Genomic DNA, 23,595 nt, shown 5'->3' with positions numbered 1-23,595 from the left:
TCCCGCTTAATGACACACGCCACTGAGCATATATAGCCCAGAGTCATCTTTTTTCGCGCTCGCAAGCTGGTAATCTACCCGGCACTGTTGGCTGGCATCCCTACCCCACTGAACCAACAACTGCCCGGTTTCCGGCAAGCCAGTCAGATAAGCTTTCCCGCCCTCATCCACAATCGCCGCATTAGCGGGCTGATTGACCAAACTGGCCATCGCGCCAAACGGAATGCTTTCGCCATTCTTGCGGGTGATGGTCATCAGCGCCCGCGCCCCGATTTGTGGGCTGAAGCTGGCGCGTACTATCGCCCCTTCGGTCGGCAGCACCTTGGCATCGGTTTTTGTCACCTCAGCATCCGGTGGTAAATCAGTGGTTTCCAGCAAAATATCATGCTCTTCATAAGGGAAAATGCTCGGCACGATGCTGTAGCCGCGAAAATCCGTTTTCAACCGCCTATCTTCACTGGTGGAGACTCCGCTCACCCCCGGCACTTCAACCAGTGCGGCGGTGCCATTGATTTGCGGCCCCAATGTCAACCCGTGCCGGTGGATAACTGCCCCGCCGGACACATTGGCACTGATCTGGCGCATCGTCGGGTTATAGTAATAATTCCCGCCAATATCGCCATAAGAACCGTGCCAATCCAGGCCCAGTGAACCGCTGTTTTCACCGGAGTGAAATTGAGCATAACGTTCTGTCTGGCGCACATTCCAGCTCAGCCGATTATCGAAAGCATGGCCATACAAGCTCAGTTCGTGATCTTTGCTGTTATCAGATGACGTCATACGGTAAGCCGCATAGGTGTTGTGTTCATGGCCCAGCGGCATACTGACCGACAAACTCAACAGGCGATCCTGATTACCGCGATACTGATTTTGTATCCAATCCAATGACCAATTAAGATCGCCGGTATTGAAGCTATACTGGATGCCCCACGAACTGCTCGCTGGCGCATCGCGGTAATTCTGTCGTGACCAATTGAGGTTTAGATAGCCAAACTGACCTAAGGATTGCCCGACGACCACACTGGTTTGGTTGCGCAGTGGGTTTGAGTGCCAATCCCTGCAGCTGTCACCATGACGCCGATAACTTTGCAATACATCGGATAATGTACTGAAATCAGCGGTGCTGTATTGGCTATTGACCACTGAAAATGAAGTATCCGATGCTTGCAAGGTCTTGTTATAGCGCACTTCCCACGCCTGCCCTTTCACCGGCTGCTGCTGGCGATATTCGCTGCTGGCCTGGGTAATACTGGATGACAACGCACCATAATCCCCCAGCATCCCCCCCATCCCCGCCGTGGTGGCCTGATAGTGCGGCGACCATTGCCCGCCGACAAAGGCGGCCAGATTCCATGGCAACCCATAAGCCACTGTAGCCTGTGCGATGGGCGTGGTTTCCACATCCACATTAGCTGGGCGATAGCGCCCCGCCATCAGGTTGTAGCGCAAACGCCCCTTGCGCAGCGCGATAGCTGGCACGGTATAAGGCACGGTAAACTGCTGCGTTGCGCCGTTACTTTCCAACACCGTCACATGCAAATCACCCTCTGAGTGACTGGGCAGCATGTCAGTTAACTCAAACGGCCCCGGTGACACCACAGTGCTGTAGATCAGATAGCCATTTTGCCGCACTTCCACTCGCGCCTGAGAGCGGGCGATGCCGCGCACTACTGGCATAAAATCGCGCTGATTACTCGGCAGCATATTGGCATCATCGCCCAGCATCACACCAGTGAATGGCACGCTGTCAAAAAAATCACCGGGAGTATAGCTTTCCCCCAAAGTGACCCGGCTTTTTAAGCGGTACAACCCGCGCGTGGCGTAGATATAGCTGCTTTGCCACTTACCGCCAGTATCACCGGATTGGCTCCAACTGGTGGCATTACGAATGCGCCATGCACCAATATTAAAACCGGGATACAGCTGAATATAGTGCGAGTGTTGCTGCTCACCATTTTGGCGATAAGTTGTTTCACTGCTATTGGCCATATAATTCAGCAAAAAAGCAGTAATACCATCATCCCAGCGCTCGATTGGGATTTCATCCTTGGGCCGCAATGCCACTTGTGGAATATTCAGCACCAACCGCATAGTATAAAATTCAAACTCTTCACTGGCCTGTGGAATAGCCGCCAAATTAACGCACTGGTCAGCTTGTTCACCCTGCTCGGTATTTTTTGCTGGCGGCAATAATTCCGGGTAATTATCCACATCTACGCCATAGCGGGATAATTGCTCTTTAGTTAAACAAGCTTGTAGCGAATATTCTCCAGTTGGTGACTTTACTGCATGGAATGTCACATTAGTGGAATCCACCTTTTCATCACCTAAGAATATATCCACCAGATAAGTGCCTGGTAATTGCCCTCCTTGTTCAAATAAAGAAAGATCCGTTTTAGTATTAGCATTAATATTATTACCTACTAATAATGTAGGGTCAAAGGAATAATGACCGGCCCACACCGGAAATACCAAACACATCGCCAGAAATGCAATAAGTTTAACTACCGAATTTCTTAAAAAGAAAAACATCACCTCACCCCATAAAAATACAGGGGAAATATCAGACAACAGCAATAACTTTAAATATTCTCTTTAAACATTGGCTTTAAATACCTGGCTCTCGCCGCCCAAATCATTAATGATTTTCCAATTAACTTCTACGGGAGATCCGGCCATATCCATCGGCAGTGCATAACTCCTTTCACCAAAAGGTGCCACATAGGTATTCTCACCAGCAGAAGATAAATTGATATCTTTACCTCCCAAATTAATTGATTTAAAACTGATATAAAATGGTGTCGGGTTATTAACCTGCAACTGTTTCCTATTACGCTGCCAAGTTAATTCACCTGCAACATCTTCCGGTTTTTGTTTAAGTTGTTCTGGTCTGATCAATAGTTTCATGCAGGTGCTGATAGACAACCTGACATCCAGATTAACATCTTGCGTTTCCTTATTTTTATCATGGTGACTATTATCCCACATATCACCCTCTTTGGGTGGCACACCAGTGAGACATAGCCATTGCAAACTTTCACGATCCTGCGGGAAGTTGCCCCCGGTGCGAATTACACGTACTCGCCCTTGCATACCCGCATCCAGGCGAAATAATGGTGGGGTCACCACAAAAGGTGCGGGCGAACGTTTATCCTCCCCCTTTACTTGCGTTTGTACCAATATCGGATAATCTTGCGGATTCATCATAGACAATGAAATCCCTTTCACTGAAGATAATGGGTAGATAGCGCGTGTTTCATCCACTTTTACTGAAAATTTATGTTGAATGGTATGCAGGTTAGGCTCCTTAGCATAAACATAAGGTAAAAACGTTAATGATGAAAAAATTAGAATAATAACCTTGTTAATATTGATTTTCATTTATAACTCATCAAGTATATTCTCATGAAGCAATAACATAAGGAATATGACGATAATAAACCGCCATATTCCCTGCTAAACTAATTATAGATATTCTTCAACGCGACCTGTGAAATGATATGTTCCTGCGGGAACCACCTGACCTTTAGCTAAATAAAGGTGATCCTCTAACACAGTATTTCCAGCGTTATTTATATACCAGTTATTATCTGGCCCCACCCAACTCCATGATGAACTATGTAACTCCACACGATTACCCTTGTCATCATACATATATCCACCTTTAGATGAGCCAGTTGGAATTAGTCGCCAGCCACTATGCTCTGCTGAGTCTGATACTTTCAAATAAAATGCTGCCACATCTTTTCCCTGACGGCCTGAAGTGATTTCATCAGGACTGGCGGTAAATTCAACTTTAAACTCCCCACCTTGTTTAACTTCTTTCGATGCAGAAACATCTTGGTGTTGTACGACAGAACCTGCATGTGCCATATTCGCCACTCCACCAAAGGTCAGCATTAATACAGCAATTGCCAGTGGTTTTTTAACGAATTCTTTCATATTCATTTTATAGAACAACCTCATAGTAAGATGATGAATAACGATAAACGATAATGAATATCGGTAACAGGGTAACGGCACCTAATCTATAATACAGACGGTGTCATCACCGACGGGGCATATACTGGCAAAGTTTTTTTGATAATTTAAATTATTAATGGTTTATTAATCGTTAATAAAAACTGGGAAACAAAAAAGCAGGCTATCCCATTGAGATAACCTGCTTTTTGACTTGATTAGCCATAATTAATTAAACGAATGTTTTTATTGTAATGCTGTTATTCACTCACACTGAGATAAGAAGCATGAGTATGTTTACCTTGCAAACCCAATAATAGCGAAGACAAATGTATAGTTTCGCCGTTTATTTCAATAAACCCGCGGTCACCGTTAAAGAAACTGACAATATTCTTTTTCTGATTGTCAACTTCATAAATACAAACCGATAACACTGAACCTAATGACTTGAGTGATCCCTTAGGCTGGCCATTCGGGGCTGATTGATATGAGTGTAGCGGGAAGAAAATATATCCCCCACCCGGTTTCCGTAAGCTAATACCGGACATCTCTTCTGACAGGACCAGCCGTGAATCCTTATCAATAATATAGTGCAAAATGTCAAATTTTAGCCCACTGACCTTAATATCAATATGCTCAGTGTTACTACCATATTTCATCTCTGAGTAATAACATAAGTGTTTGTAACTGTAGATTAATAATAAAGTAATAATGGAGAAAATAGATATAATAACCACAGATTTGATTTTCATTGCCGCTTACACTCCACTTGGTCGCAAACAATAACTGAACCAAAGTTGTCTTTAAATATCACCCCATTCTTGACCTTGGGTAATGCTGCAGCGCTATTATCCAGCGCTGGTGGCACATTGGTAATAATCGTGCTGCGAGTCGTGCTATCAGTAAAAGAGATAACATCCTCTTCACCGCTGATAAAAAGCGCCATTATTAGCACGATAGCACCAGCCATAAAGTAGCCAGTGTAGTTGTAGCCAGTATAGTTGTGGGAGATCTTTTTCCCGCCATGCGCTTTAACCGGTAGCGACTGTTGATTCTGCTCTGCACTATTCTCTACTGGGGTTTCTTGACGTATCTCTGCTTTATTGATTTGTTGCTCATACACCGCACTATTAATTGACAATTCAAGGCTATCTTGCTGAAAACTGTAACCGACACTTTTATGGGTTTTAATCACCTCATTTTGGGTCGCCTTGCGTAATACATCGCGAATATGCTTGATAGCCACCGGTAATGAAACCGGGGATACCACCCGATCAGGCCAGCAGGTACTGATTAATTCATCGCGGGGAATCACTTCACCGCCGCGTAAATAGAGATGTTCCAGCAGCAGCACTTCATTTTTTGATAAAGCATGTGCTTCATTATTAATGACAAGCACATTTTTTAATTTATCTAAAACAATAGGGCTACTCACCTCCCCCTCCTTTTCACTTTTAATCTTGCAGTTACTGAATGGCTAACCAGATGATTATTGGCGGATCGCGATTTTACGCAGAGAACTTAAACAAAACCTAAACAAAGTTTAATTTTTCGTCATCATTATTATCCATTAATAATGCAGTGTGTAGCTAACCCTACTTTATTAACCCATTGTAATAATGATAGAAAGCATAAAAAATGCCAGTCAGCGTTAACTGACTGGCACTGATTAATTATTGTGGCTAATAATACTTATGCCACTTTTGCCACAATTGCATCAGGACGTTTCAACATCGCGTACAGGCCACCGGCCAGGACAGTACCGGCAATAATCGCCACCAGATATAACAGCACTGGATGGATGGCCCCTGGGATCAACAGCACGAACAAGCCGCCGTGTGGCGCCATCAGTTGCGCGCCGAAGGCCATCGACAGAGCACCGGTCAATGCACCGCCCGCGATACAGCACGGCAAGACACGCATTGGGTCACGAGCAGCAAACGGAATGGCCCCTTCAGAGATAAAGCACAAGCCCAGAACCAGCGCGGCTTTGCCCCCTTCCTGCTCACCTTTGTCAAACTTATGCCGCGCCAGCAGTGTTGCCAGCCCCATCGCCAGCGGTGGCACCATCCCCGCCGCCATAATGGCTGCCATCGGTGCATAAACTGAAGAACTCAACAGCGCCACCCCAAAGGCGTAAGCCGCTTTGTTCACTGGCCCACCCATGTCAGTACACATCATCGCACCGAGAATAGCCCCCAACAGTACCGCATTAGCCGTACCCATGGATTGCAGCCAGTTAGTCAGGCCAGTCATGATTTTAGCAACCGGTGTACCGACCACATAAATCATCACCAAACCAACAATCAAGCTAGCGACTAGCGGGATGATCAATATCGGTTTGAGCGCTTCCATACTCTGTGGCAAGCGCAGTTTGGTACTGATAGCTTTAGCAACATAACCGGCGAGGAAACCGGCAATGATACCGCCAAGGAAGCCCGCACCAGTACTCACCGCCAACATACCGCCAATCAGACCCGGCGTCAGGCCCGGGCGGTCAGCGATGGAGAAGGCGATAAAACCGGCCAATACCGGTACCATCAGGGCGAAGGCAGAACCACCACCAATTTGCATCAAGGCCGCAGCCAGTGTGCCTTTCACTTCAAAGGCTTTAATACCGAATACAAACGAGAGCGCGATACACAGGCCGCCAGCAACCACCATTGGCAACATGTAAGAGACACCGGTCAGCAGATGGCGATACGGGCCGCCGGTTTCTGCTTTCTTCACCCCAGTGCTGCTGCCAGTTTTTGGCTGATAAACTTCCGCTTCCACCAGTGCTTTATCCAGCTCCTGCGCGGTCTTTTTCAGCGCTAAGCCAGTCGTGGTGCGGTACATAGGTTTGCCGGCAAACTTATCTAAATCCACTTCAATGTCAGCCGCCACAATCACCAAGTCGGCCGCAGCCACTTCTTCCGGTGTAATAGCATTGCCTGCACCGACAGAACCGCGCGTTTCAACTTTTACCCACCAGCCACGTTTTTTCGCTTCACTTTCAATGGCTTCAGCAGCCATAAAGGTATGAGCTACACCGGTTGGACAGGCAGTAATCGCCACAATACGTTTCGGGCCGGTCGTTGATGCGGCGACTGGCGTGGCAGCAACCGCAGCCTGATAAGGTTTGGCCTGAGTGATAGCCTGAGCCAGAAAGCCTTCAGGATCACGTACCGCTTTTTCCACATCACCGAGATACACGTTTTTACCGTTCAGCGCACTGTCAGCTGGCACTGATTGCCCAGCCACAATCACCAGTTCTGCATCTGCCGCCTTCTCAACCCAGCTCAGTCCTGCTTTTGCCGCCGCAGCACCCAACATCAGTGACGCAAGGTGGCCTCTGGCCTGCCCGAGCGAACTGTCTATTATTAGTAGCGTTTTCATTTCGCCTCCGGAGATCAATTAAAGGGTTTCAGGTCCACTTTCGCCATCATGGCTGCCAGTTGTGGGCGATCCGTAATACCCACATTGCTCTGGCTGACAGCCAAAGCAGCGACTGCGGTTGCCAGACGCAAGGTATGCTCGCTGGACTCACGCATTAACAATCCATAAATCAGGCCACCCACCATTGAGTCACCGGCACCAACGGTGCTGACCACGTCACAGGCAGGCGGTTTTGCCAACCAGGCACCAGAGGCATTAACCCACAACGCACCTTCGGCCCCGAGAGAAATCACCACGTGGGCAATCCCCTGGTCGCGCAGTGCGTGTGCGGCTTCCACCACATCACCCAGTTCAGGTAACGGACGACCAGCCCAAATTTCCAGTTCACGACGATTGGGTTTCACCAACCAAGGTGAGGCTTTCAGACCCGCAACCAAGGCTTCGCGGCTGCTGTCGAAAATTATGCACGGGCACTGGGAGCGCAGGCGCTTCATCCAGTCGGTAAAGTCATCGGGATTCACCCCCGCTGGCAAGCTACCGCTGACCGCTACCATGTCGAACTGCCCCAACCAACTCAATGAGTCGTTTACAAAACGATCCCAATCCGGTTTGGTGACTTCAAAACCGGAGAAGTTAAAGTCAGTGACTTCACCATCTTTTTCGGTCAGTTTAACGTTAATGCGGGTACGTCCCGGCACTACCTGAAAACGGTTGGCGATACCCAATTCGCTAAATAACAGCTGGAAGCCATCTTGGTTATCTTTGCCGAGGAAACCGCCGACAGTGACATCAATACCCAAGTCTTTCAGCACCTTGGCAACATTAATACCTTTACCCGCCGCATGCAGACCGGCAGTTTTTACCAGATTAACTTCACCGCGTTCGATTTCCGGGCAAAAGCCCACCAGATCATAAGCTGGGTTCAATGTGATGGTGGCGACTCTTCTGCTCATGCTGCCCCCTCGCCCAGACCGGCGGCGATAGCTTCACCAATGGCATCCAGTGCAGCTTGTGCATCTTCACCGCTGGCGGTAAAGCGCAGACGATTCCCTTTTTTAACCCCTAGAGCCACAACTTTCATTAGACTACGTCCATTAGCGGGTTTACCGGTACCGTCCAGATTGGTTACGGTGATTTCACTGGTAAACTGTTTGATTGTATTGACTAAAATCGTCCCTGGGCGCGCATGTAACCCATGTTCGTTGCGAACAACAAACTCAGCGCTTAATACTTCATTTTGTTCAATATATTCACTGGTCAGCAAAGCCAACAGTGCGGCAGCATCAGCGTTCAGCAATAGGTCAGCTTTCTTCGCCAATAGCAAGTCGCTGAGATAGTTCAGCACCGAGAATGGCTGATCATCGACCACTGACAGTGTCAGCAACAGGGCAACTTTCTCCCCATTATGTTCAAAAGCGATTGCCGGGCGGCTGACCGTCGCAGCACTGACCAAATTACCTGCGGTGCTGTCACTCAGCCAGATCCCCTGTCCCAGATTCAGCGGTTCACGAGTAATAACATCACTAACAAAGTGCGCATCAACAGCCCTGATTTGCTGTAAACGACCCGCATTCAGTGCTTGCAGCGTGATCAAGTTGTCAGCCGCGACATCGAGGGCAATGAGTGAAGTGTCAAAATGGAATTCAGCGGTTTTTTTCTCACCCATCAGCAAGCTGCGTAATTCTTCAGCTGAGGTTGTTTTTGCCAACTGCGCGGCAACCGCATCGTCACTTAATACATGCGTCAGTTGGCGCAATAATGCCAGATGTTCATCGGAGCGTGCTGCAATGCCGATAACAATATAGGCGGTTTGATCTTCGCCCCAGGCAATACCCTGCGGGAATTGGAAAACCTGAACGCCAGTGTTCAGCACCAGGTCGCGGGTATCAGTGGTACCATGTGGAATAGCAATACCATTACCCAAATAGGTCGAGGTTTGCTGCTCGCGGGCTAGCATCCCATCAAGATAGCCAGCAGCAACATTGCCAGCTTGAGTGAGAGCAGCCGCCACCTGGGTGATGGCCTCGTTTTTGCTGCCTGCTTGTGCAGCCAGATGGATATCTTGCGTCGATAACTGGAACATTATGTCTCCTCTCTTGCTGAAATTGAATCGTTTCAGCTTCAATGAGAAAAAGGAGCGTTACCCTTTATCATCTGGTGACGAGATAACGCTGAAACGTTTCAAGGAGTGTGTTTCCGACTAAGAATATATGCAAGTTTTCTGCTTTTATTCTTAGTGGATTTTTGACACTCCGCACATTTTCGTCTTTAACGAGTTTCTGTTAGCAGCAAAATAGCCCCATTTGCTGACAGTTGCTGATACTCATATCAAAGGAGCTAAACGATGTCTGTTGTTGTCGGTGTTGGCGTTATTATTGTTAATCAACAAGGTGAGGTACTGTTCGGCAAACGCAGCAGTCAGCATGCGCCTTACTGGTCCATTCCCGGTGGCCACATGGAGGCTGGCGAGTCTTTTGAACAAGCGGCACAGCGAGAGATATTTGAAGAAACAGGTTTAAATATCAATGAGATGAAAGTTATTGGTTTATGCAATAACCTAGCGACCTGGCGTGAAGAAGGTAAACATACAGTTTCGGTTTGTTTGCTGGCACAACACCCCGGCGGGCGACCTGAGCTGAAAGAACCGGATAAATGTCAGCAATGGCTGTGGTGTGATCCGCGCGAATTACCCGAACCTCATTTTGAAGCCAGCCGTCATGCTATCGATTTATGGTTGAATCAGCAGTTTTACTTCCCCTACGACTAAAAAATAGCGCTATATAAACCAATATATAACCAGCGAAATCAGCTGGTTATATGTGCAATCCCACAAAAATTTATCCATTCATCACATTTATATTCAGCAATTTGAACTAATATTGCTAAATAACCCTATAGAGTTAGTCATCAACAGAAAACCGCCCTACAATAGACCCACTTATTTTATGGGAAAGACTTATCGCCGGTAGATAAGGCTCTGTTGGCAGATTATCTGGCATTTTATCCAGTCGTGCATTTGATTCGTCTGTTTTAACAATAATTATTATATATCTTATGTGGGTGCAATTATGAGCAAAAAACAAACTGGCTTCGTGAAAAAACGCCGGTGGGGATGGTTATGGATTCTGCTGATCGGCATGATTATCGGTGCCGCGCTCCTCGCAGGAACTGCCACTGTCTTCCATAAAACCAGTGATACCGCGTTCTGCGTCTCCTGCCATACCATGCAGCAGCCACTGGCTGAATATCAAGGTAGCGTCCACTTCCAAAACACCAAAGGTATCCGCGCTGAATGTGCTGACTGCCACGTACCTCATGAGCCGCTGGATTATCTGTGGACCAAAATCCGCGCAGTGAAAGATATCTACGGTGAAATGGTTGGCACCATCAATACACCAGAGAAATATGAAGCCCATAAACTCGCTATGGCCCAATCGGTGTGGAAAACGCTGAAAGAAAACGACTCAGCCACCTGCCGCTCGTGCCACAGCTTTGATGCAATGGATATCACCGGGCAAAGTGCTGAAGCTCGGATTCAGCACCCTGTCGCCATCAAAAAGGGTGAAACCTGTATTGATTGCCATAAAGGTGTGGCCCATATCCTGCCCGACATGAGTGAAGTGACTCAGGCCGGTGCGGCCGAATTGGCCACCGCAGCAGCACAAACACCAGCAACCGCCACCACCCTGTATACCATCGCCACTGAGCCGTTCTTTATGAACGCAGGTGACAGCCATAACGCCGGTAACCTGATGCCATCGACTGAAGTTGAAGTGGTGAAACAGCAAGGTGACCAGGTGTTGGTGGATGTGAAAGGCTGGCAGCAAGATGGCGTGGCAGAAGTGTTCTATGCCGCTCAAGGGAAACGCATTTTGAGTGTGTTACTGGGCGAAGATGCGCAAAAAGCGCTGAAAACATTAAATACCCAAACTGACCCGGAAACTAATTTGGTCTGGCATCAGGTCGCGCTTCAGGTGTGGTTACCGAAGAAACAACTGGTTGATGATCAACAGAAAATCTGGCGCTATGCCGCTGATATGATGTCGGCTAACTGCACTGGCTGCCACGGTTTAACCGCGCTCGACCGCTTCAATGCGAACCAATGGATTGGGGTAATCAAAGGCATGGCACCACGTACCTCCCTGACTCAGGAACAGTTACGCGTGATGACACAATATGTACAAAAGCATGCCAGTGATATGCCGGCCAAGCTGTAAATAAGAGGCGAAAATGACTAAATACGAACAACAACCCTTGCAAATGAGCCGCCGTCGCTTCTTATTGGGCACCAGTGCGCTGGCCGCATTGCCTCTGATAGGTGGCCTGTGGCCAAAATCAGCGTTAGCGCAAGCTATCAGCCAGGCATTACCGCAGTTTCTGGCACTACGTCAGGCACAGAAAGGTATTCTGACCGGCGCGCATTGGGGAGCCTTTGAGGCTATCGTTGAAAATGGGCGTATGGTCGGCGTGCAGCCGGTCAAAGATGATCCGTGGCCAAATGACCTGATCACTATGGCTCCTTATCAAGTGCATGCTGAGAACCGTATCAAATATCCGATGGTGCGCAAAAGTTGGTTGGAAGGTGGCCCCGGCAGCCATACCGAACTACGTGGCCGCGATGAATGGGTGCGCGTCAGTTGGGACAAAGCCACAGAACTGGTGTGTAACGAAATAGTACGGGTACAGAAAGACCACGGCCCACAAGCGCTGTATGCCGGTTCTTATGGCTGGAAAAGTGTCGGTATGCTGCACAACAGCCGCACTTTGCTGCAACGCTTAATGAACCTGAGTGGTGGGTTCCTCGGTTATGCCGGTGACTATTCAACCGGTGCAGCACAGGTGATCATGACTCATGTCATGGGGTCAATGGAGGTTTACGAACAACAAACTGCCTGGCCTAACGTAGTAGATAATAGCGAGCTGGTGATCCTATGGGGGTGTAACCCAATGATCACGCTGAAAAACAGTTGGAACGTTCCGGATCACGTTGGCCAAACGGGCTTTGAAGCGCTGAAGAAGAAAGGCACCAAAGTCATTAGCATTGACCCGGTTCATAATGACAGCGCCAAATTCACTAATGCCCAATGGATTGCCCCGCGCCCTTATACCGACAGCGCAATGCTCATTGGGATTGCTCATACCTTGCTGACGGAAAAGCTGCACAATCCAGACTTTATCAAAACCTATACCATTGGCTTCGATAAATTCCAGGCCTATCTGCTCGGGGAAACCGACGGCCAGCCGAAGAGTGCAGAATGGGCGGCAGATATCAGTGGTGTTGATGCTGACGTGATACGCCAATTGGCACGCGATATGGCGAAGCAGCGCACCATGATCATGGGCGGTTGGGGGATTCAGCGCCAACACCACGGTGAGCAACAACACTGGCTGCTGGTGACGGTTGCCTCGATGCTTGGCCAAATTGGTTTGCCGGGTGGCGGCTTTGGTTTCAGCTACCACTACTCTTCCGGTGGTAGCCCAACGGCGAAAGGCGGTATTTTACCGGGGATTTCTGCCGGGAATGCGCCGAAGAACTCGCCATCACCGATTCCGGTGGCGCGCATTGCCGAGTGTCTGGCAAATCCGGGCAAAACCATTGATTTCAATGGCACCAAAGTGACCTATCCCGATGTCAAAATGGTCTATGTGGCTGGCGGAAATACCTTCCATCAGCATCAGGATACCAATAATTTGGTGAAAGCCTGGCAACACCCTGAAACCATCGTGGTTAACGAACCCTACTGGACTGCCACCGCTAAACATGCCGATATCGTGTTACCGGCCACCACCAGTTATGAACGCAATGATTTGGAAATGGGCGGCGACTATTCACAGCTTTATGTGTTCCCGATGCATCAGTGCGTCCCGCCACAACATGAAGCCCGCAGTGATTTTGATATTTTCGCTGCTATGGCCACTCGGCTGGGGGTCATTGATGCCTTTACCGAGGGTAAAGATGAAACTCAGTGGCTGAAATCAATGTATGACGATATGAAGTCACAAGCCCGTACAGCACGTGTCGCCCTACCGCCTTTCGATATGTTCTGGGAGTCAAATAACTATATTCGCTTCCCCATTCCCGAGGCCAACAAGCAGTGGGTGCGTTTTGCCGATTATCGTGAGAATCCATTGCTCAACCCACTTGGTACGCCATCGGGTAAAATTGAAATATATTCCGATACCATCGCCAAAATGGAGTATGCCGATTGTCAGGGGATCCCAACCTGGATGCCACCGCATGAATGGTATCGCGGAGCCGAAGCAAAAAAATATCCGCTGTCGCTGAACACTGCGCACCCAATCAACCGCCTGCATTCGCAATTGGATAACACACCACTGCGCGAAAAGTACGCGGTAGCAGATCGCGAAGCCATTCTGATCAGCCCACAAGATGCCAGCGCACGTCAGATTGTGAACGGCGATTTAGTGCGGGCATTTAATGATCGCGGGCAGATTTTGGTCGGTGCCGTGGTAACGGAAGATGTGCGGCCAGGCGTGGTACGGATAAGCGAAGGGGCATGGTTTGATCCCGCCGAGCCGTCTGTTCCGGGTTCAATTTGTAAGAACGGTAATATTAATTGCCTGACTTTCGATATCGGCTCGTCCAGTTTGGCGCAAGGTAACTGTGGCCAGATGGCACAGCTTGAAATTGAAAAGTACACCGGACCAGTGCTGAAAAATACCGCTCACGCAGTTCCGGCTGGGGCTTAGTCTTTAGGTTGAATAACTGAGGGCAATATTATTATCGCCCTCATATTGCTGACAAATTAAACCAAGGGAAATCGTGCCGTTGGGGTCGTAACGGCGTAAGCCGTCGGAGCGCCCCTAGGTGCGGTAAACCCTTGGCTCACCGTGCTTTCTCGCCGAGCCAGTCATCGATTAAGGCGCAGTATCCGCTTCCAGTTTAATCAAATACACCAGCGCCTTTTCGCGCGTATCAAAACACATTTCCGGCAATGCTTGCAGGCTGGCACATACTGCCGGGCGAGATGGCAAATGGAAAATACCGCAGCGCATATTGTCATCCAAATGCAGGCAACGGGTATTGGCGGGCTTGCCGAATGGCATACCGGGGATCGGGCTGGAAATTGAAGGAGCAATACAGCAGGCACCGCAATCTGAGCGACAGTCCATCAGCAGGCTCCTGTAGGCTGGTGGAATAACAGCGGACAATAGCAACCCCCCTCGTTAACTACCAGCACTATCCTTGCTCAACAGCTCAATAACCGATCCAGCACACAGCTTCACCACCTAACTCGATCATTTTCAGTTTACTTTTTAACCTAAAAAGTGCTTATTCAGGCGATATTCAATTGCAACCGAACACCGAATCAAAACTAACCACTGACCAAACAATCCGTATAAGCATATTCATCTGTTTACAGCTCCACCGCCGCCATGTATCATTGAGCTAGTACGTAAGAACCAAAAAGAATAAATTCCCCAAATAACGGAGCAAAATTAAATGTCGATGGGTTTAGTCAAACCACTCTTACGCCCCTCCGTCCTCGGTGGCGCAATGATAGTCGCCGGTACCGCTGTGGGGGCAGGGATGTTCTCAATACCCATCGTAACGGCGGGAGTATGGTTCAGCGGCTCGGTTATGCTGCTGATTTATACGTGGGCCTGCATGCTGATTTCCGGTTTGATGATTCTGGAAGCCAATCTGAACTATCCGAGCGGAGCCAGTTTCCACACCATGGTGCAGGACCTGCTGGGTAAGGTGTGGTGCTCCATTAATGGTGTATCTATCACTTTTGTTCTTTATATTCTGACCTACGCCTATATTTCAGCCGGCGGCTCAATTATTACCCATACGCTGGAAAACACCGTTGGCATTGGTCAAACCGGAGCAGGCTTTATCTTTGCCGTTTTGGTGGCATTTATTGTCTGGTTATCCACCCGCGCCGTTGATCGCTTAAGCACCATATTGATCGGCGGAATGGTCATTACATTCGTCATGTCTGTCGGTGATATGTTTAGCCATGTGGAAAGCGCGGTTTTGTTCAATCAGACTGATAGCAATGCCAGTTATTTACCCTATGCATTAGCCGCACTACCCTACTTACTGACCTCCTTTGGCTACCACGGTAATGTGCCGGGGTTGGTGAAGTACTACCATAAAGATGGTAAAGCGGTGGTGCGCAGCTTGCTATACGGCACGTTGATAGCGTTGGTCATTTATATCCTGTGGCAGTATGCCATTCAGGGCAATATAGCCCGGGATGCATTCAAACAAGTTATTGCTGATGGCGGTAACATTGGTAGCCTGCTGAAACAGATGGATACCGTCTCTGCCAGTCAAGCCACCAGCCAACTGCTAAACGCCTTCTCTTATATGGCATTGGCCAGCTCATTCCTTGGGGTATCCCTTGGTTTGTTCGACTTTATTGCTGATTTCTTTAAATTCACCGATGACCGCGGCGGGCGTACCAAATCAGCACTCATCACTTTTGTTCCACCTACTGTCGGGGCGCTGCTGTTCCCGAATGGTTTTATTTACGCCATTGGTTTTGCTGGTTTAGCCGCCACCATTTGGGCGGTTATTGTCCCGGCATTGATGGCGCGCGCTAGTCGTAAACGCTTCCCACAAGCAAGTTATCGCGCACCGGGTGGGCGCTTTATGATTGGCTTTATTATCCTGTTTGGCCTGATCAATGCTGTGGCTCATATTGCAGCATTAATGGGTCTGTTGCCGGTGTATGCATAAGGCCGATTCTGTCACGAAAATCTTACTCTTTTTTGCGCTATCTCCTTGCCTGAATCACGCGGCACGAGTAACTTGTCGCAACTTATCTTCAATCCTGATTGGCGGTTAATAAATGGCAAGAGCTAACGAAATAAAACGCGGTATGGCGGTCAACCTCAACGGCAAATTACTGCTGGTGAAAGATATCGACGTGCAAAGCCCAAGTGCCCGTGGTGCGAGCACTTTATATAAAATGCGTTTTTCTGATGTGCGTACCGGTTTAAAAGTTGAAGAGCGTTTTAAAGGAGATGAAATCCTCGACACCATCACTTTGACTCGCCGCAGTGTGAATTTCTCTTATATCGATGGCGACGAATATGTCTTTATGGATGACGAAGATTTCACCCCATACAACTTCAAAAAAGAGCAGATTGAAGAAGAACTGTTGTTTATTCCTGAAGGTGGGATGCCAGGGATGCAAGTTCTGACAATGGATGGTCAATTGCTGGCGTTAGAATTGCCACAGACTGTTGATATGGAAATTGTTGAAACCGCGCCGAGCATTAAAGGTGCATCAGCCAGTGCCCGTAACAAACCGGCAGTAATGAGTACCGGTTTATCTATTCAGGTACCAGAATATATCAGCCCTGGCGAGAAAATCCGTATTCATATTGCAGAGCGCCGCTATATGGGCCGTGCAGACTAATACCCTTCATCTTTCAAATTATTAAGGGCCGGAATACCGGCCCTTAACTATTTTATACCCAAACTATGCCCTATAGATTTCAAGATGCAGGAAGGCGGCAAGCGAGATAATCCCGATGAGCTTACATAAGTAAGTGATTCGGGTTATTGAGAGCAGCCAACACACCTGCAGTTTGAAAGATGAAGGGCTATTTAAGCTCAGGGAAGAATGCGCGCTTAAGCGCCAACTCAACTCCGCGAACTTCTGCCAACCCTTTCAGCCGACCAATTGCGGAATAGCCCGGATTGGTTTTCTTATGTAAATCATCCAGCATTTGGTGGCCATGGTCTGGCCGCATCGGAATTGGACGCCTATCTCCCGCGGCCTGGCGACGTTGCTCTTCAGTTAAAATGGCTTTAACCACTGAGTACATATCAACATCACCTTGCAGGTGACCGCCTTCATGGAAGGTTTTTGGGTTCCCTTCGCGGCAAGTCGAACGCAAATGAGTGAAGTGAATACGATCGCCAAAAGTCTCGATCATCTTCACCAAGTCATTATCTGCACGGACACCATAAGAGCCGGTACACATAGTGAAACCATTATGGATGCTGTCAACGGTCTCTTTTAGCCACTGCATATCTTCAATGGTGGAAACAATACGCGGCAGACCAAGAATTGGGCGCGGTGGATCATCCGGGTGAACCGCCATACGCAGACCGACCTGTTCAGCAACCGGTATAATCGCACGCAGGAAATATGCCATATTTTCACGTAGTTGCGCTTTATCGATGCCATCATACTCGGCTAAGCGCGCACGGAATTGATCCAGCGTATAACCCTCTTCAGCGCCGGGTAGACCCGCAATGATATTGCCTGTCAACTTAGCAATATCAGCCTCGGTCATCGCGTCAAAGTAAGCTTTCGCCTGTGCTTGCTCTTCAGCGGTGTAATCCTTCTCCGCGCCGGGGCGTTTCAGGATATGCAGCTCGAAAGCAGCAAAGGCTATCTGGTCAAAGCGCAGTGCCTTGGAACCATCCGGCAATTGATATTCCAGATCGGTACGTGTCCAGTCCAATATCGGCATGAAGTTATAGCACACGATATCAATGCCGCATTCGGCAAGGTTACGCAGAGTTTGTTGATAGTTTTCAATATGTTGATCGTAATTACCGCTATGAGTTTTTATTTCCTCATGAATCGGTACACTTTCCACCACCGACCATACCAACCCTTTAGCCGCAATTTCAGCCTGACGCTGTTTGATTTCACTCACCGGCCAGACTTGACCATTCGGGATATGGTGTAATGCAGTCACTACTCCGGTCGCACCAGCCTGACGGACATCATCTAACGACACCGGATCATTTGGGCCATACCAACGCCATGTTTGTTCCATTTATTTTTACCTTCTACGTAAACTGTTCAGGTGCATACAATTTTGTTATACCGACTAATGCGGTTATCCCACGAATGCTTTTATACCGACAATGTTTTTATACGGACAATGTTGTTATACCGATTTCCAAGAGGTATCACTCAGCTTTATCCTTACTCTTTAAGCGCTGCGTGTCAAAAAGCAAAACCTCATTGGTTGATCCACTTCACGAATATAATCAATATTGGACTTACCAATTTTATTTTCTGTCATATGGCTTTACACTGCAAGCCGTTATTGTATGGCAACAAGCAAAAGAAAACGGTCAGTATGGTGTGGCTTTTTCCTATAGAAGCCAAACGAAACTGGTCTAACAACTTTTTATCTAACACCTTTTATCGCAATCCCCTTTGTTATATCCATGGGGTGAATGATTCTGGAGCCACGAATGAACACTATTGCCAACAGCCGCCTTCCCGACACCGTACAGCAGCCTGCTTATGATAGAACTGCACTGAAAAGCCGCATTGTTCACATCGGTTTTGGCGCATTTCACCGCGCTCATCAGGCGCTATTGACTGACAGGGTATTAAATAAACAGGGAGGCGACTGGGGAATCTGTGAAGTCAGCTTGTTTGGTGCTGATGTCTTGATTCAAAACTTGCGCCAACAAGACCACCTCTTCTCCGTATTGGAAAAAGGCGCGCAAAGCAATCAAGCCATTGTCGTTGGCTCGGTATGTGAATCGGTGCATGCCCGCTTAGACGGCGTTATGCAGGTGCTAGAAAAATTGGCCGAACCACAAGTGGCGATCGTGTCGCTGACTATTACGGAGAAAGGTTATTGCATTGAGCCGGGTACCGGCCAACTGGATCTGCAAAATGAATTTGTCCGCGCCGATCTCGCTATCCCTGATGCTCCCACTTCCGCCCCTGGTATTCTGGTTGAAGCGCTGCGATTACGGCGCTTGCGCGGACTGCCGCCGTTTACTGTGCTGTCATGCGATAACATTCCAGAAAATGGCCATGTGGTGAAAAACGCGGTACTTGGTCTGGCAACAGCCCGCGACCCAGAGTTGGCAAGCTGGATAGAACAGAATGTCACTTTCCCTAATACCATGGTCGATCGCATTGTTCCGGCTGCTACCCCAGAAACATTACAAGAAATAGCCGATACGTTAGGTGTGGCCGATGCTTGCGGTATTGCCTGTGAACCGTTTATTCAATGGGTGGTTGAAGACAAATTTGTAGCAGGTCGCCCTGACTGGCAAGTCGCTGGGGTACAGTTAGTTGATGATGTCTTGCCATTTGAAGAAATGAAGTTGCGCATGTTGAACGGTAGCCATTCTTACCTCTCCTATTTGGGGTATCTGGCCGGTTATCAGCATATTAATGACTGCATGGCAGACGAAAATTATCGACTGACTGCGCGTCGTCTGATGATGGCAGAACAAGCTCCAACATTGCGCGTCACCGGTATTGATCTGAATGCTTATGCTGACCAGTTGATTGAGCGTTATAGCAATCCATCATTGAAACACCGCACCTGGCAAATCGCTATGGACGGTAGCCAGAAATTGCCACAACGGATGCTGGATTCAGTGCGTTGGCATTTACAAAATGGCGGCCCATATCGTTGCCTGGCATTGGGTATCGCGGGTTGGATGCGTTATGTGAGCGGTGTAGATGATAACGGGCAACCTATTGATATTCGTGACCCAATGGTGGATAGCTTTAAAGCCTGCGTTGAGAATAGCGAAGATGGGGTTGCCAGAGTACAGAGTTTATTGTCATTAAAATCACTGTTTGGTGAATCCTTGCCACAACAATCCGAATTTGTTCAAGCTATAACAGAAGCTTATCTCAGCCTTCAGCAGTTTGGCGCGAAAGAAACGGTAAAACGTTTAGCTCAGCAGGATTAATTTAGTGAGCTAACAGGATGAGCCTCAAGAATGAGGCTCATTAAATCCAATCAGAACAGTGATCGCAGCCAACACCCCTGTAGCTTCAAGGCCGCAGGGTAAATTACTCTTCGAGTTGATATGGCGCAGACTCAAACAAATAACCATCAAAATCGGGATGGTTAGCATCCGAGATTTCAAGCAATTTCAATTTTACATTTTCCAAATGCTGCCACATGGCTTGCTTGGCTGCTTTGCTATCCCGGCGTAGCACCGCTTGCAGGATTTTTTGGTGATCTTCCATCCATTGCCAACGGTAACTGAAATCAAGGGTATGACTGTGCGCCCCCTGCCACATGGCGCTGGTTTTTCTCGCCTGCCATGCCTCTGCAACCATATTTGCCAATACACTATTTTGCGTCGATTGGGCCAGCAAGCAGTGAAACAGCTCATCTGCACTTTCATCCACAGCACCAGCATCTAAAGCGTTTTTTTCCTGCTCAATGGCCTGACGCATTTTGATGATGTCTGCTTTAGTCGCTTGCATAGCAGCAAAAGCAGCGACTTCACTTTCCAGTAATTGGCGAGCCTGCAATAGCTCAAATGGGCCATAGCCACTGTCGGCAGACACGACAGACTCCCCATTTACGAGCCTATCGGGAACATTCACCACATAGACGCCAGAGCCCTTGCGCACTTCCACTAATTTTTCCAGCTCCAGCATAATCAATGCTTCACGTACCACACTGCGGCTGACGCTGAAGTTTTCGGCAATATCACGCTCAGGTGGTAAACGATCACCTAAATTGTATTGCCCACTGATAATTGCTTCTCGCAGCTGACTGCCGACTTCCTGATATAACCGCATAACCTTATTTCCTGCATCAGGTATTAGCATTAAAAACGCTAAATTGGCCTGACCAAAGGGTGTCTGAATAACGATCAGTATATCATGTGGTCAAACTATTTCATTGCGGTCAAACAATTTCAATGAAGAAGAAAACATCCGAAAAACTAACACGGCTTATCAGTGTAATAAGCCGTGTTTATAGGATGATTAATTGAGTTTGTAGCATTAGAGGTAAGTAACGGTCAAAATTCCCAAACTACGTTGCGGATTCAACCATTCCAGATTTGAAGACGCCAACTGATTGGGTAACCGAGAAGTTAGAGACATATTACGCGAGAGTGTTTGTCGTTGAGTCAGTGTTTCACCATTGCGATAACAGCGGGTTGTTATCGTTTGATCAGAAAATGAGGTATCACATGGGCTTTCTACAATAGCTCCGGAAAATGTAATTGTTCCACTCACCGACAAGGTAGACTGTGCGCTACTTGCGGCAAAAGATATTGTCCATGAAAACAATATTGCTAATATAATCTGCATCCGATATTTGCTCATAACTACCTCGACTCTCATAACTGTCATTTTAAAGATAGAGGATTCCAGGCTGAGCAATGGAAATGATAGAGCATTTTTTATAGCGCTACTCTTTCAATAACTCACTAAAATCCCTCGATGAGACAAATTATATTTCCTATCTTGATATAACCATTAGGCGCCGTTCCTAAGTCCCCTAGGAAATACTCTGTGTTTTGGCTTTTTCCGTTTCAAAATAAGCCGACTCAGTGTTATATCCTCTACATATAACTACGGCACCAATGGCCTTAAACTTAATAGGGCATTAAAAAAAATTAATATCGGAGACTTCTGATGACAAAAACAAACTTGATTACCGGCTTTTTGGGATGTGGCAAAACCACCACCATTCGCCATTTATTGTCGCAAAAACCGGAACATGAAAAATGGGCGGTTCTGGTCAATGAATTCGGCGAGATCGGTATTGATGGAGCGCTATTGGCTGATAGTGGTGCGGTATTAAAAGAAATACCCGGTGGCTGCATGTGTTGTGTCAATGGATTACCCATGCAAGTCGGCTTGAATATGTTGTTACAACAAGCAAAACCAGATCGGTTACTGATTGAACCAACGGGGTTGGGACATCCAAAACAGATTCTGTCTTTATTAACCTCGGATATTTATCAACCGTGGATCTCGCTGCATGCCACTCTAACACTGTTGGATGCACGCCAGTTAAGTGAGCCTCGCTATACCGAGAATGAAAATTTTCGAGACCAATTGGCCGCAGCCGATGTTCTCGTGGCAAATAAACAAGATGCCTATAGCGAGATGGATTATGCGGTATTAAAGCAATGGCATGAAGAGCAGCCAGTATCACGCCCACTCTATTATGCTAAACAAGGGAAGATTGATATTGCTCTGCTGGATATACCGCACAGTAATAATGATGAATTACCCGACGGCGCACATCATCACAGCTCAACACGGCAAAAAGGGTTAGCTGCATTAAGCTTGAAAGGTAACGAACCTTGGCGTCGCGCCCTTAATCAAGGTCAAGGTTATCTGAGTTGTGGTTGGGTATTTAATGCCGATACCGTATTTGACACAGTACCATTATTGGAGTGGGTACGATTAAATCCGGTAGAACGTATAAAAGGCGTGATGCGCATTCCTGAGGGCACTCTGGTGGTTAACCGCCAAGGGCATGACTTGAAAATTGAAACTCGCCAGGTTCCCCCACTTGATAGCCGGATTGAACTCATTAGCACAACTGACCCTGACTGGAATTCATTACAGCATGAATTACTCGGGACTCGACTACGCAAAGGAGTATAATGCGCCCAAATTTATTTACTGCACCGTTGTTACACTGACAATTTATAGATTAAAGGCCATCGCATGACCCGTCGTAATTTGCCGACAATACTACTGCTCAATTTACTTGGAATAGCCCTGTTTTTCTCTTGGTATATTCCAGCAAACCACGGTTTTTGGTTTAAAATAGATTCAGCAGTATTCTTCTATTTTAACCAACATTTGCTGTCCAGCCCCCCATTTCTGCATTTGGTAGCGATCACCAACAATCGGGCCTTTGATGTTATTTCCCTGATTTGCATGGGGCTGCTTTATTTGTACTTCTATATGAAAGAGACCACCGCAGGTCGACGTCGGTTGATCGTCACGGGATTTGTTATGCTGCTAACAGCAGTTATCCTCAACCAACTCGGTCACTTACTGCCCGTTTCACATCCCAGTCCAACTCTGACCTTTGAAAATATTAACCGCGTCAGTGAATTAACCGGCATTCCGACCAAAGATGCATCAAGCGATAGCTTCCCCGGCGACCACGGTATGATGCTGATGATTTTTGCCTGTTTTATGCTGCGCTATTTTTCCCGAGGTGCCTTTGCTATCGCCCTGCTAATCGTGGTTCTCTTTTCCATGCCACGAATAATGATTGGCGCACATTGGCTTACTGATATTGCCGTCGGCTCGCTCTCAATTGTTTTGGTGGGAATGAGTTGGGTATTAATGACACCGCTCAGTGACAAAATCATTGATGTCATTAACCGAAATCTGCCGGGCTCAAAAAGTCGGTAACCCGCATTCTGCTTTATGATTGAGCAAAAAAGGCTGTTTTTTGCTCAATCTAAAATTAACGCTTTCACTCATTTATTATCACCAAACGGCTACAAATTCAGCTATCCGCTTTTAATATATAATATTACATTATGTAACATTA

At 47.6% G+C, this 23,595-nt stretch carries 20 protein-coding genes; 8 read left to right on the top strand and 12 right to left on the bottom strand.

The genetic code is table 11. The annotated features are described in order from the left end of the window. Window positions 1-6: 6 nt before the first annotated feature. From myfC to fruB, 8 genes are all read right to left on the bottom strand, one after another. Window positions 7-2,481, bottom strand: a complete 2,475-nt coding sequence (gene myfC / locus QSV56_RS01375; RefSeq protein WP_301210558.1) for a fimbrial polyadhesin usher MyfC — start codon at window positions 2,479-2,481, stop codon at window positions 7-9. 114 nt (window positions 2,482-2,595) lie between these two features. Beyond that, on the bottom strand, window positions 2,596-3,381 hold the full coding sequence (locus QSV56_RS01370) for a fimbria/pilus periplasmic chaperone (RefSeq protein WP_050122455.1): 786 nt from the start codon (window positions 3,379-3,381) through the stop codon (window positions 2,596-2,598). Between the two features lie 84 nt (window positions 3,382-3,465). Further along, a complete protein-coding gene (locus QSV56_RS01365) occupies window positions 3,466-3,948 on the bottom strand; it encodes a MyfA/PsaA family fimbrial adhesin (RefSeq protein ID WP_050122458.1) in 483 nt (160 codons plus the stop codon). A gap of 272 nt (window positions 3,949-4,220) precedes the next feature. Further along, window positions 4,221-4,712 carry a fimbrial polyadhesin regulatory protein MyfF gene (myfF, locus tag QSV56_RS01360; protein WP_050122460.1) on the bottom strand — a complete coding sequence of 164 codons (492 nt, stop codon included), beginning with the start codon at window positions 4,710-4,712 and terminating at the stop codon, window positions 4,221-4,223. After that, the gene (locus tag QSV56_RS01355) at window positions 4,709-5,395 is read right to left on the bottom strand and encodes a winged helix-turn-helix domain-containing protein (protein ID WP_301210347.1); all 687 of its coding nucleotides are present in this window, start codon (window positions 5,393-5,395) and stop codon (window positions 4,709-4,711) included. Before QSV56_RS01355 ends, myfF begins: the two co-directional genes overlap by 4 nt. A gap of 257 nt (window positions 5,396-5,652) precedes the next feature. Beyond that, entirely contained in the window at window positions 5,653-7,338 is a 1,686-nt protein-coding gene (gene fruA, locus QSV56_RS01350) for a PTS fructose transporter subunit IIBC (RefSeq protein WP_046694829.1), read from the bottom strand. A gap of 14 nt (window positions 7,339-7,352) precedes the next feature. Then, complete coding sequence (fruK, locus tag QSV56_RS01345) at window positions 7,353-8,291, bottom strand: 1-phosphofructokinase (protein ID WP_013650126.1); 939 nt, start codon at window positions 8,289-8,291, stop codon at window positions 7,353-7,355. Then, window positions 8,288-9,421: a fused PTS fructose transporter subunit IIA/HPr protein gene (gene fruB, locus QSV56_RS01340; RefSeq protein ID WP_301210343.1), complete on the bottom strand. Its 1,134-nt coding sequence runs from the start codon at window positions 9,419-9,421 to the stop codon at window positions 8,288-8,290. The genes fruK and fruB overlap by 4 nt, the downstream gene beginning before the upstream one ends. Before the next feature lie 261 nt (window positions 9,422-9,682). On the opposite strand from fruB, the gene QSV56_RS01335 reads away from it, so the two are divergent. From QSV56_RS01335 to torA, 3 genes are all read left to right on the top strand, one after another. After that, entirely contained in the window at window positions 9,683-10,105 is a 423-nt protein-coding gene (locus tag QSV56_RS01335; RefSeq protein ID WP_019083489.1) for an NUDIX hydrolase, read from the top strand. Between the two features lie 301 nt (window positions 10,106-10,406). Continuing rightward, on the top strand, window positions 10,407-11,555 hold the full coding sequence (locus QSV56_RS01330) for a NapC/NirT family cytochrome c (protein ID WP_301210341.1): 1,149 nt from the start codon (window positions 10,407-10,409) through the stop codon (window positions 11,553-11,555). Window positions 11,556-11,568: 13 nt separating this feature from the next. Continuing rightward, window positions 11,569-14,049: a trimethylamine-N-oxide reductase TorA gene (gene torA / locus QSV56_RS01325; protein ID WP_019079943.1), complete on the top strand. Its 2,481-nt coding sequence runs from the start codon at window positions 11,569-11,571 to the stop codon at window positions 14,047-14,049. A 168-nt stretch (window positions 14,050-14,217) separates the two neighbouring features. On the opposite strand, the gene QSV56_RS01320 is transcribed toward torA, so the two are convergent. After that, window positions 14,218-14,472 carry a YkgJ family cysteine cluster protein gene (locus QSV56_RS01320; protein WP_005171402.1) on the bottom strand — a complete coding sequence of 85 codons (255 nt, stop codon included), beginning with the start codon at window positions 14,470-14,472 and terminating at the stop codon, window positions 14,218-14,220. A 331-nt stretch (window positions 14,473-14,803) separates the two neighbouring features. Between QSV56_RS01320 and mtr the strand changes: the two genes are divergently transcribed. Together mtr and yeiP are read left to right on the top strand one after the other, a co-directional pair. Continuing rightward, a complete protein-coding gene (gene mtr / locus QSV56_RS01315; protein WP_046050664.1) occupies window positions 14,804-16,048 on the top strand; it encodes a tryptophan permease in 1,245 nt (414 codons plus the stop codon). 112 nt (window positions 16,049-16,160) lie between these two features. Then, window positions 16,161-16,733 (top strand): elongation factor P-like protein YeiP, encoded by a 573-nt coding sequence (gene yeiP / locus QSV56_RS01310; RefSeq protein WP_004389501.1) that lies wholly within the window; start codon window positions 16,161-16,163, stop codon window positions 16,731-16,733. Window positions 16,734-16,920: 187 nt separating this feature from the next. Here yeiP and uxuA read toward each other — a convergent pair whose 3' ends face one another. After that, window positions 16,921-18,111, bottom strand: a complete 1,191-nt coding sequence (gene uxuA / locus QSV56_RS01305) for a mannonate dehydratase (RefSeq protein ID WP_019083491.1) — start codon at window positions 18,109-18,111, stop codon at window positions 16,921-16,923. Between the two features lie 427 nt (window positions 18,112-18,538). Between uxuA and QSV56_RS01300 the strand changes: the two genes are divergently transcribed. Further along, window positions 18,539-20,011, top strand: coding sequence for a mannitol dehydrogenase family protein (locus tag QSV56_RS01300; protein ID WP_046694828.1), 1,473 nt, complete (start codon window positions 18,539-18,541; stop codon window positions 20,009-20,011). Between the two features lie 103 nt (window positions 20,012-20,114). Here QSV56_RS01300 and QSV56_RS01295 read toward each other — a convergent pair whose 3' ends face one another. Together QSV56_RS01295 and QSV56_RS21915 are read right to left on the bottom strand one after the other, a co-directional pair. Continuing rightward, window positions 20,115-20,858, bottom strand: coding sequence for a GntR family transcriptional regulator (locus QSV56_RS01295; RefSeq protein WP_019079947.1), 744 nt, complete (start codon window positions 20,856-20,858; stop codon window positions 20,115-20,117). Window positions 20,859-21,065: 207 nt separating this feature from the next. Continuing rightward, window positions 21,066-21,392 (bottom strand): hypothetical protein, encoded by a 327-nt coding sequence (locus QSV56_RS21915; RefSeq protein ID WP_005171415.1) that lies wholly within the window; start codon window positions 21,390-21,392, stop codon window positions 21,066-21,068. A 312-nt stretch (window positions 21,393-21,704) separates the two neighbouring features. On the opposite strand from QSV56_RS21915, the gene QSV56_RS01290 reads away from it, so the two are divergent. Together QSV56_RS01290 and QSV56_RS01285 are read left to right on the top strand one after the other, a co-directional pair. Beyond that, window positions 21,705-22,688, top strand: a complete 984-nt coding sequence (locus QSV56_RS01290; RefSeq protein WP_046050662.1) for a GTP-binding protein — start codon at window positions 21,705-21,707, stop codon at window positions 22,686-22,688. A gap of 63 nt (window positions 22,689-22,751) precedes the next feature. After that, window positions 22,752-23,453 carry a phosphatase PAP2 family protein gene (locus QSV56_RS01285; RefSeq protein ID WP_046694827.1) on the top strand — a complete coding sequence of 234 codons (702 nt, stop codon included), beginning with the start codon at window positions 22,752-22,754 and terminating at the stop codon, window positions 23,451-23,453. Window positions 23,454-23,595 lie beyond the last annotated feature (142 nt).

Source organism: Yersinia sp. 22-579 (assembly GCF_030433455.1).
Classification (GTDB): Bacteria; Pseudomonadota; Gammaproteobacteria; order Enterobacterales; family Enterobacteriaceae; genus Yersinia; species Yersinia enterocolitica.
Note: the sequence above shows the minus strand (reverse complement) of the source record. Positions and strands in the feature narration are given on the sequence as shown.